The 10,214-nt window shown below is 64.2% G+C and carries 8 protein-coding genes; all 8 read left to right on the top strand.

Going from position 1 to position 10,214, the window contains the following annotated elements; translation table 11 throughout:
* Positions 1–838: ABC transporter permease (locus tag E4U03_RS11800; RefSeq protein ID WP_228066254.1), on the top strand; the 838-nt coding region annotated here is incomplete at its 5' end.
* Positions 835–2,175 carry a molybdopterin molybdotransferase MoeA gene (locus E4U03_RS11795; RefSeq protein WP_135013920.1) on the top strand — a complete coding sequence of 447 codons (1,341 nt, stop codon included), beginning with the start codon at positions 835–837 and terminating at the stop codon, positions 2,173–2,175. The genes E4U03_RS11800 and E4U03_RS11795, both read left to right, overlap by 4 nt.
* Before the next feature lie 81 nt (positions 2,176–2,256).
* A complete protein-coding gene (gene moaC / locus E4U03_RS11790; protein ID WP_135013919.1) occupies positions 2,257–2,748 on the top strand; it encodes a cyclic pyranopterin monophosphate synthase MoaC in 492 nt (163 codons plus the stop codon).
* The gene (locus E4U03_RS11785) at positions 2,745–3,248 is read left to right on the top strand and encodes a MogA/MoaB family molybdenum cofactor biosynthesis protein (protein ID WP_209304171.1); all 504 of its coding nucleotides are present in this window, start codon (positions 2,745–2,747) and stop codon (positions 3,246–3,248) included. The genes moaC and E4U03_RS11785 overlap by 4 nt, the downstream gene beginning before the upstream one ends.
* Positions 3,238–3,759 carry a molybdenum cofactor biosynthesis protein MoaE gene (locus tag E4U03_RS11780; protein WP_209304170.1) on the top strand — a complete coding sequence of 174 codons (522 nt, stop codon included), beginning with the start codon at positions 3,238–3,240 and terminating at the stop codon, positions 3,757–3,759. The genes E4U03_RS11785 and E4U03_RS11780 overlap by 11 nt, the downstream gene beginning before the upstream one ends.
* A gap of 12 nt (positions 3,760–3,771) precedes the next feature.
* A complete protein-coding gene (locus tag E4U03_RS11775; protein ID WP_135013918.1) occupies positions 3,772–4,986 on the top strand; it encodes a ThiF family adenylyltransferase in 1,215 nt (404 codons plus the stop codon).
* A 161-nt stretch (positions 4,987–5,147) separates the two neighbouring features.
* Positions 5,148–8,816, top strand: a complete 3,669-nt coding sequence (locus tag E4U03_RS11770) for a nitrate reductase subunit alpha (protein WP_135013917.1) — start codon at positions 5,148–5,150, stop codon at positions 8,814–8,816.
* The coding region (gene narH / locus E4U03_RS11765) for a nitrate reductase subunit beta (protein WP_135013916.1) at positions 8,816–10,214 on the top strand (1,399 nt) is incomplete at its 3' end. The genes E4U03_RS11770 and narH, both read left to right, overlap by 1 nt.

Genomic DNA, 10,214 nt, shown 5'->3' with positions numbered 1-10,214 from the left:
GCCCCAGCCCGGCGGCAGCCCTTTTACGTCCGTACCGGCCCACGCTGTGCTCCCCACCCTGCTCACCCTGGCCCTGATTGCTGGGCCCCTGCTGGCCCTTCTGGTGCGGACCCCCTGGGGGAGCCTGCCCCAGCTTCTGACGGAACCGTCTGCCTTGGGTGCCGTTAGGCTCTCGGTGCTCACAGCCCTGACTACCACCCTTATCTCGGCCCTGCTGGGCACCCCCACTGCCCTGGTGCTTGCCACGGTGCTGGAAAAATCGCGGGCCCGCCGCCTGACCTGGCCCCTCTACGGGCTGATCTATACCCCCATCATTTTCTCCCCGGTGGTTTCGGGTCTAGCCCTGCTCTTCTTCTGGGGGAGGCGCGGGCTGCTCGGTTCCTGGCTCGATACCGCCGGTATCTCGGTGGCCTACACCCCGCTGGCTGTGGTGCTGACCCAGACTTTTGTTGCCCTGCCCTTCTTCGTGGCCACCCTGGTCACCACCCTGCGGGCCCTGCCGCCAGAGTACGCCGAAATCGCCCGGCTAGAAGGAGCCAGCCCCGCGGAGGTCACCACCCGGGTGCTGCTCCCGCTGGCTACCCCCGGCCTGCTGACGGCGGCCGTCCTGACCTTCGCCCGTGCCCTGGGCGAATACGGGGCAACCGTTACCTTCGCCGGCAATATCGAGGGTGTCACCCGAACCATCCCCCTGGCTATTGAGCTGGCTCTGAGCTCCAACCGCATGGAGGCAGCCCTGGGCGCAGCCCTCATGCTTGTTGCTCTCTACCTCAGCCTGCTCGCCGCCGGAGCCCTGGCTCTCTGGCTGGGGCGACTGAAAGGAGGCCGCCCCTCATGACGCTGCCTACAGAAACCCCTGCCCATCTGCTTCCCACCGGCTCTCGCCTTCAGCCGCGGGCTTATGCTTCCTATGCGCGCGACCTGGTAGCTGCCACCGTCACCCGCACCCCCTATAGCCTGCCCCTGGGGGAGGCCGCCGGGGCTCAGCTCGCTGAACCCCTCTACGCGCTGGCCCCCCAGCCCTCCTTCGCCAACTCCCAGATGGACGGTTACGCCCTCACCAGCAATGCCGCCCGGACAGCCCAGCGGGTTTTTTGGGTGGGGCAGGACGTTCCTACCGGAGCCACCGGTGCAGGGCTGCCGGTGATCGATACCTTGGTCTACCCGGTCATGACGGGGGCTCCGCTGCCGGGTGGGTACACCACCGTTGTCCCCGTCGAGCGCACCAGCCCTGTGTCCGGAGAGACGGACGCCACGGGCTTCGTAGCTGAGGGCGGGCAGGTGGAGATACCCCCGGCTAGCCCCGGTGCTTTCGTACGGGCTGTGGGAGAGGACGTTGCCGCAGGCCAGCTCCTGGCAGAAGGCGGCAGTCGTCTGACACCGGCCCTCATCGGCGCCCTGGCCGCCCAGGGAATCGCGAGCGTGCCGGTCTACCGCCCCCTTCGGGTGCTGGTGGTGACCGGCGGTGACGAGGTTGCTGGGGCAGGTCGGGTGCCTGCTTCCGGGCAAATTTTTGACGCCAACGGCCCGGTGCTGGCGGCCCTGCTTCATCAGGACGGCTGCACCACCGACCACCTGCCCATTGGGGACTCGGTAGAAGATTTCTGCGCGGCCCTGCAAGGTGCCCTAGCCCATCGGGTGCCCGATCTTATTGTGACCAGCGGCGGTATCAGCCACGGCAAATACGAGGTGGTGCGTCTGGGGTTGGCGGCTCTAGCTACTTCTCCTGCCGGCGGGGCGCGGGTGAAGGCCAGCTGGTTCGGCCACGTCGCCCAGCAGCCCGGCGGCCCCCAGGGGCTGGCCCTACTCGAGGCCGCCGACGGTAGGGTGCTGCCGGTACTCTGCCTGCCGGGTAACCCGGTTAGCACCCTCATCAGCTACCATCTGCTCCTGCGCCCTGCTCTGACCCACCTGGTAGGGGAAGAAGAGCCGGACGCCTACGGCCAGCTGGTGCTCGATGCACCCATCGTGGCACCGGATGGAAAAACCCAGTACCGCCGAGCTCGCCTCACTCGGCAGGCTCGGGCGGACGGGAGCGTCCTTGCCCTGCTGACTCCGGACGCCGCAACCGGCTCCCACCTGCTCCTGCAGGCAGCCTGCGCCGACGCCCTAGTGGAACTGGAACCGGGGCGCACCTACCGCGGCGGTGAACTGGTGCGGTATATTGCCCTGTGAGGTGCGGGTAAGCACCCCTGCCAGAAAATCACGTATAGTAAATACTGATTAATTTTGTGTTGAGAGGCTAAGCCAAGAACCATGACCGTCCCCACCCCCAACGGAAACCTCACCCACGTGCGCGCCGACGGCAGCGCCTACATGGTCGACGTCACCGAAAAGAGCGAAACCACCCGCACCGCCGTGGCCGAAGGCTACGTCATCACCCGGGCGGACGTCATCGACAAGATTTTCGACGCTGACCTGCCCAAGGGGGACGCCCTGCCCGTCGCCCGCGTCGCCGGCATCATGGCAGCCAAGAAAACCCCCGACATCATCCCGCTCTGCCACCCCCTGCCCCTGGGCAAAATCACCATCGACTTCGAACGCCATCCCGACCGCGTCCGCATCGAAGCCCTGGTTAAAACCCGCGGCGTCACCGGCGTAGAAATGGAAGCCCTCAGTGCGGTCTCCGGCGCAGCCCTCACCGTCTACGACATGATCAAGGCCGTCGATAAGCAGGCCACTATCACCGGCCTGCGGGTCCTGGAAAAAACCGGCGGAAAATCCGGCGACTGGAAGGTAGAGCAGTGAGCAGCAGCTACACCCTGCCCGAGAACCGCACCGGCCTAGTAATCGTGGCCTCTACCCGGGCCGCCCGCGGAATCTACGAGGATAGGTCCGGCCCCCTAGCAGTAGCCTGGCTGCGCGACCAAGGCTTCGACACCCCCGACGCGGTCGTCGTAGCGGATGCCGACATCCCCGTCTACATCGACCGGCTGGTCGCTACCGGTAACCTACCCACCTTCATCCTGACCAGCGGTGGCACCGGGCTCAACTCAGACGACACAACCGTCGAAGCCGTGCGCCCCCACCTCACCAAAGAAGTCCCAGGCATCATGCACGCCTTCTGGAATCGGGGCCTCAAAAACACCCCCGCTGCCGTACTCTCCCGCGGAATCGCCGGCGTCATCGGCACCAGCTTCATCATGACCCTGCCCGGCTCCACCGGAGGGGTCAAGGACGGCTGCGCCGTGCTCGAACCCCTCGTCACCCACATCTGCCGCCAGCTAGAGGACTACCATGACCACTAACCCCACAACCCCTCACACCACCGGCCCCTCACCGGCCAACCCCTACGCCGGGCGTCCGCTCGAACCGGTAGATTCCACAGTCGTACACGCCTCCATCACCGAAGAACCCCTCGAACCCCTCCTCGCTGCCGCCAAACAGGCAACCATGACCCGCGCCATGGGCGCCCTCGTCGTCTTTGACGGCATCGTACGCGACCACGACCACGGCCAGCCGGTAGCCGCCCTAGCCTACTCCGCCCACCCCCAGGCATCCGACTACCTGGAAGAAACCCTGAACTCGGTGGCATACGAAATCCCCGGCGTGCGCCTCTGGGCAGCCCACCGCATCGGCCCCATCCCCATCGGAGAATCAGCCCTCACCGTACTTGCCGCAGCCGCCCACCGCGGCACAGCCTTCACCGCCTGCTCCCTGGCCGCCGACCGCATCAAGGCCCAGGTGCCCATCTGGAAAGAACAAGAACTCACCGGCGGCAGCGTGCAGTGGGTAGGAATCGATACGCCTACCGGCTAGAAAGGGCCCACCATGACCTCTGAACTAACCTCGCTGGCCTACCAGCTCTACGGGCGGCAGATGATTCTGCCGGAGCTGGGGCAGAAGGGGCAGGAAAAACTGAGCGCGGCAACGGTTGCGGTGCTGGGCGCTGGCGGGCTAGGCTCACCGGCCCTGCTCTACCTGGCAGGAGCCGGTGTTGGGCGCATTATCGTGATTGACGACGATACGGTAGAAACCTCTAACCTGCATCGCCAGGTGGTCCACTCCTACGCCCGGGTCGGGGCCTCCAAAGCAGATTCAGCAGCCCAGACCCTGCGCGAACTCAACCCCCTGGTTGCGGTCGAAACCGTCAAGGAACGCCTGACCGACGCCAACGCAGAAAAACTGCTGGTCGGGGTAGATGTGCTGGTGGACGGCTCCGACAACTTCCCCACCCGCTACACCGCCTCCCGCACTGCAGCAGCCTTGGGCATTCCCCACGTCTGGGGTGCAATCCTCGGCTTTGACGCCCAAATGAGCGTCTTTTGGGCAGGGCACGGGCCGGTCTATGAAGACCTCTACCCGGCTGAACCGGAACCCGGTTCGGTGCCTAACTGTGCCACCGCCGGTGTCATCGGCGCGCTCGCCGGCGTGATCGGCACGGCCATGGCCATGGAAACCATCAAACTGCTGACCGGCATCGGCCAGCCCCTCATGGGCGAAGTGGGCTACTACACCGGCCTGACCGGCCGCTGGGAGTACATCCCCCTGGTCGCATCGTCCACCCGCGCCACTCCTGCATCGGGTTCCGGTGCGGACGCCGGTCATCAGGTAGCGGGGGAGGGGCAGGCGGTTGCGCCTGCTGCCCGTCCTGCTGAGTCTGCGCGTCCGTCTGCTGCCGACTGGGAGCCTGCTACCGCCGAGCCTGATCAGTACGGCATGGAAGTCACCTGGGCCGACATTTCAGGCTCCGCCTATTTTGAGGGAGTGCCCCTGATTGACGTGCGGGAGCCCCACGAGCACCGGGCACTGGCTGTGCCGGGCAGTTTCAACCTGCCGCTTTCCCTGATTCGCCAAGCAGCGGGCGACACCAGTCTGCAACCTGCTATCGATACCGTGCTGCCCAGTCACCGGGGGCGGTACGCCCTCTACTGCGCGGCCGGGGTGCGCTCGCTTGAGGCTCTGAACCTGCTCACCGCCGCCGGTTTTAGCGACCTTTACAGTGTTGAAGGTGGCATTGACGCCTGGCTAAAAACGCAGGGCTAGGGCTTCTGGCTGCCCCGACCCGCTAAATATATGTATGTATGATGCTTAATTAGCGAACGTTTTTATTCGGTATTTATTACGTAATATTTTGGGTAGACTGGTGCCCATGACACAGCAGGCATCACACACCTGGGCCCGACGGGCCGCTCACTGACAAGCTCATCAAATTCGGCAAATTCTTCACCAAGTGGGACGAAACCGACGACGGCCGCGCAGCCTTCCTCAAAGGCGGCCACGCAGGCGACGTTTTCTACCGCAACCGCTGGAGCCATGACAAGGTCGTCCGCTCCACCCACGGCGTCAACTGCACCGGCTCGTGCTCCTGGCAGGTCTTCGTCAAAGACGGCGTGATCACCTGGGAGGCCCAGGCCACCGACTATCCCACCGTCGGCCCCGACCGCCCCGAGTACGAACCGCGCGGTTGCCCCCGCGGTGCAGCTTTCTCCTGGTACACCTATTCACCGACCCGCGTGAAGTACCCCTACATCCGCGGTGTGCTGCTTGAAATGTACCGCGAAGCCCGCGCCCGCCTGGGCGACCCTGTCGAAGCCTGGGCCTCGATCGTCTCTGACCCCGAAAAGCGTTCCCGCTACCTGAGCACTCGCGGTAAGGGCGGCCTGGTGCGCGGCTCCTGGGCTGAAGCCCTCGAAATGGTGGTCGCCGCCCAGATTCACACCATCAAGACCTACGGGCCCGACCGCAACATCGGCTTCTCACCCATTCCGGCTAAGTCCATGGTCTCCCACGCCTCAGGCGCTCGCTACATTGAGCTTATCGGCGGCGTGATGACCTCCTTCTACGACTGGTACGCCGACCTGCCGGTTGCCTCACCTCAGGTCTTCGGTGACCAGACGGACGTGCGCGAGTCAGGTGACTGGTGGGACGCCACCTATCTGATGATGTGGGGCTCCAACATTCCGGTGACCCGCACCCCCGACGCCCACTGGATGGCAGAGGTACGCTACCGCGGTACCAAGGTTGTCTCGGTTTCCCCCGACTACGCCGATAACACCAAGTTCGCCGACGAGTGGCTCCCGGCCCAGGCTGGCACCGACGCTGCCCTGGCCATGGCCATGGGCCACGTAATTCTCAAGGAGAACTTCGTTGACCGCCGCGTTGAGTTCTTCGAGAACTACGTGAGCACCTACACCGACTTCCCCTTCCTGGTCACCCTTGAGACCCGCGAGGACGGGATGACGGTTCCGGCTAAGTTCCTCACCGCCGCTAACCTTGCCGAGTACGCCCAGGTGCCCGATGCGTCCTTCAAGACCGCCCTGCTCAACCGCGAAACCGGCGAGGTCGTGGTGCCCAACGGCTCCCTGGGCCACCGCTACAACGCTGAGGACGAGGGCAAATGGAACCTGGACCTACAGGGCGTCAAGCCTGCCCTGTCCATCCTGGATTTGCCTACCGGCACCGAGCGTGCCGTCGAAATCCAGATGCCCGCCTTCGACGAGCCCTCGGGCCGCGGCAAGATTATTACCCGCGGCGTACCCACCATCACCGTTGAGGGTAAGACTGTTACCACCGTCTTCGACCTCATGCTGGCCCAGTATGGTATCGGCCGCCCCGGCCTGCCCGGCGGCCACTGGGCTGCCGGTTTTGAGGACGCCGAAACCCAGTACACCCCGGCCTGGCAGGAGGCCATTACCTCCGTACCCGCCGAAGCCGTCATCCGCACTGCCCGCGAGTTCGCCCAGAACTCCATTGACTCGGGTGGTCGCACCATGATTATCATGGGCGCCGGTATCTGCCAGTGGTACCACGGCGACACCACCTACCGCGCGATTCTAGCCCTGCTCATGATGTGCGGCGCTGAAGGTCGCAACGGCGGCGGCTGGGCCCACTACGTGGGGCAGGAGAAGGCCCGCCCCATCACCGGCTGGTCCCACATGGCCAACGCCCTCGACTGGGTTCGCCCGCCGCGCACCCAGGCAGGCACCGCCTTCTGGTATATGCACACCGACCAGTTCCGCTCCGACGGCCGCAGCACCGACTCCCTGCAGTCCCCCCTCGCTAAGGGCGATTTGCGCGGGGTCCACACCGCCGACGTGCTGGCCCGCTCTGTGCGCATGGGCTGGATGCCCTTCTACCCCCAGTTCCCCGAGAACTCCCTGGACCTGGCGGACGCCGGTGCCGCAGCGGTTGCCGCAGGCACCGCAGAGTCCCCGGCAGACTACGTTGCCCAGCGCCTCAACTCTGGCGACCTGGACTTCTCGGTGGAGGACGTCGATAACCCAGTCAACTGGCCCCGCACCCTGGTGCTGTGGCGCAACAACCTGCTGGGATCGTCCGCCAAGGGCGAGGAATACTTCCTCAAGCACCTGCTCGGCACCCACAACTCGGTGATGGGCAAGGACGCCGAAGACTTCAAGCCCGCCGAGGTCAAGTGGGCCCAGACCGCCCCCGAAGGCAAGCTGGATCTGCTGGTGACGACCGACTACCGCATGACGTCCTCAACCCTGCTGTCGGACATCGTCTTCCCTGCTGCCACCTGGTACGAGAAGCACGATATTTCCTCCACCGACATGCACCCCTACATCCACGCCTTCTCCCCGGCCATCAACCCGCCCTGGGAAACCAAGACCGACCACCAGGTCTTCAAGGAACTTGCCTTCCTGTTCTCCAAGTGGGCAGCCAAGCACCTGGGCAAGCGCAGCGACCTGGTATCTGTGCCCCTGCAGCACGATACCCCCGGCCAGCTGGCCCAGCCCGGCGGACATGCCCCGGACTGGAAGAACCAGGGCATCGCCGGTATCCCCGGTAAGAACATGCCCATCTTCACCGTGGTGGAGCGCGACTACCCGGCCATCTACGACATGTACACCTCGGTCGGCCCCCTGCTCTCTCAGCTGGGCGCCACCACCAAGTTCGTGACCGTGGACGTCAACGAGCAGCTGGCCCAGCTGGCTGAAGAACACGGCGTGATGGGTAGCGGTAAGGGCGCTGGCCTGCCGGCCCTTGATACCGACATTAAGCTGGCCGACACCATCTTGGCTTTGTCCGGCACCTCCAACGGCCCCGTAGCCCTCAAGGGCTTCAAGGCCCTGGAGAAGCGCGTGGGCAAGACAATGCACCACCTGGCTGAGGGCAACGAAGAAAAGCGCATTAAGTTCCGCGATACCCAGGACCGGCCCTGCCCCGTCTTTACCTCACCCGAATGGTCAGGCTCAGAGACCGGCGGACGCCGCTACGCCCCCTTCACCCTCAACATCGAACAGCTCAAGCCCTTCCACACCCTCACCGGTCGTATGCACTTCTTCCTCGACCACGACTGGATGAGCGAGATGGGCGAGCAGCTGCCGGTCTACCGTCCGCCGCTCGATATGCACAACCTCTTCGGCGAACCCGAAATCGGTGAAACCGGAGACCTGTCGGTTGCCGTGCGCTACGTGACGGTACACAACAAGTGGGCTATCCACTCCTCCTACCACGACAACCTCCACATGCAGACCCTCTCCCGCGGTGGCACCCACGCCTGGATGAGCCCTCAGGACGCCGCCAAAATCGGGGTCAAGGACCACGACTGGATTGAGTGCGAGAACGCTAACGGCGTCTTCGTGGGCCGCGCGGTGGTATCCCACCGTATGCCCGAAGGCGTGGTCTACGTGCACCACGCCCAGGAACGCCTGGTCAATATCCCCAAATCAGAGGTATCGGGCAAGCGAGGCGGTATCCACAACTCCGTCACCCGCATCATGGTCAAGCCCACCCACCTCATCGGTGGATACGCCCACCAGGCCTACGCCTTCAACTATCTGGGACCCACCGGTAACCAGCGAGATATCGTTTCAAGAATTCGCCGCCGCAAGCAGGAGGTAACCTACTAATGCGCGTCATGGCACAAGTTTCAATGATCATGGTCCTCGACAAGTGCCTGGGCTGCCACACCTGCTCCGTCACCTGTAAGCAGGCCTGGACCAACCGAGCCGGAACCGAATACGTCTGGTTCAACAATGTCGAAACCCGCCCCGGCCAGGGCTACCCCCGCCGCTACGAGGACCAGGAAAAGTGGAAGGGCGGCTGGGTACTGAACAAGCGCGGCCGCCTAGAGCTCAAGAGCGGAAACCGCTTCAAGAAGCTCTTTACCCTCTTCGCCTCCCCGGTTCAGCCCGAGCTCTCGGACTACTACGAACCCTGGACCTACGACTACGAGAACCTCACCAGCGCGCCTCTGGGCGATGACTTTCCCACCGCGCGTCCCAAATCCCTGGTTACCGGTGAAGATACCTCCATCGAGTGGGGCCCCAACTGGGACGACAACCTGGGCGGCGCCCACGAATCCGGCCACCTCGACCCCCTCGTCGAGAAGGTACGCCAGCAGTCAGAAGAGAAGATCAAGTTCGAATTCGAACGCACCTTCATGTTCTACCTGCCCCGCATCTGCGAGCACTGCCTCAACCCCTCCTGCATGGCGTCCTGCCCCTCCGGCGCTATCTACAAGCGCGAAGAGGACGGCATCGTGCTGGTCGACCAGAACCAGTGCCGCGGCTGGCGCCAGTGCATCACCGGCTGCCCCTACAAGAAGATCTACTTCAACCACAAGAGCGGCAAAGCCGAAAAATGTACCTTCTGCTACCCCCGCATCGAACACGGTATTCCCACCGTCTGCGCCGAAACCTGCGTGGGCCGCATGCGCTACATCGGCATCTTCCTCTACGACGCCGACCGCGTCACCGAAGCCGCCTCTGTGCCCGATGAAAAGCAGCTCTACCAGGCCCAGCTCGACATTATGCTCGACCCCTTCGACCCCGACGTGATTCGTGAAGCAACCAAGCAGGGCATTCCCGACTCCTGGATTACAGCAGCCCAGAAGTCCCCGGTCTACAAGCTGGCCAAGGAATGGAAAATCGCCCTTCCCCTGCACCCCGAATACCGCACCATGCCCATGGTCTGGTACGTCCCGCCGCTCTCACCCATCATCGACCTGCTCAAAGACCAGGGCCACGACGCAGAGTCCCAGGCCAACCTCTTCGGAGCCATCGACTCCCTGCGCATCCCCGTCGAGTACCTGGCAGAACTCTTTACCGCTGGCGATACCACTATCCTCGTGAACGTCCTCAAAAAACTGGCCGCCATGCGCGCCTACATGCGAGACATCGCCCTCGGCGGCGTCGGCAACGAAGACATCGCCCGCGAAGTCGGCATGACCGGTGCAGAAATGTACGAGATGTATCGCCTCATGGCGCTCTCCAAGTACGAAGAACGCTACGTCATCCCACCCGCCC

The organism is Rothia nasimurium (assembly GCF_004569295.1).
GTDB lineage: Bacteria > Actinomycetota > Actinomycetes > Actinomycetales > Micrococcaceae > Rothia > Rothia nasimurium_B.
Note: the sequence above shows the minus strand (reverse complement) of the source record. Positions and strands in the feature narration are given on the sequence as shown.

Excerpts from the sequence above, each read along its gene's own strand:
- E4U03_RS11795 (WP_135013920.1), top strand. The coding sequence starts at position 835 with ATGACGCTGCCTACAGAAACCCCTGCCCATCTGCTTCCCACCGGCTCT.
- moaC (WP_135013919.1), top strand. The coding sequence starts at position 2,257 with ATGACCGTCCCCACCCCCAACGGAAACCTCACCCACGTGCGCGCCGAC.
- E4U03_RS11780 (WP_209304170.1), top strand. The coding sequence starts at position 3,238 with ATGACCACTAACCCCACAACCCCTCACACCACCGGCCCCTCACCGGCC.
- E4U03_RS11775 (WP_135013918.1), top strand. The coding sequence starts at position 3,772 with ATGACCTCTGAACTAACCTCGCTGGCCTACCAGCTCTACGGGCGGCAG.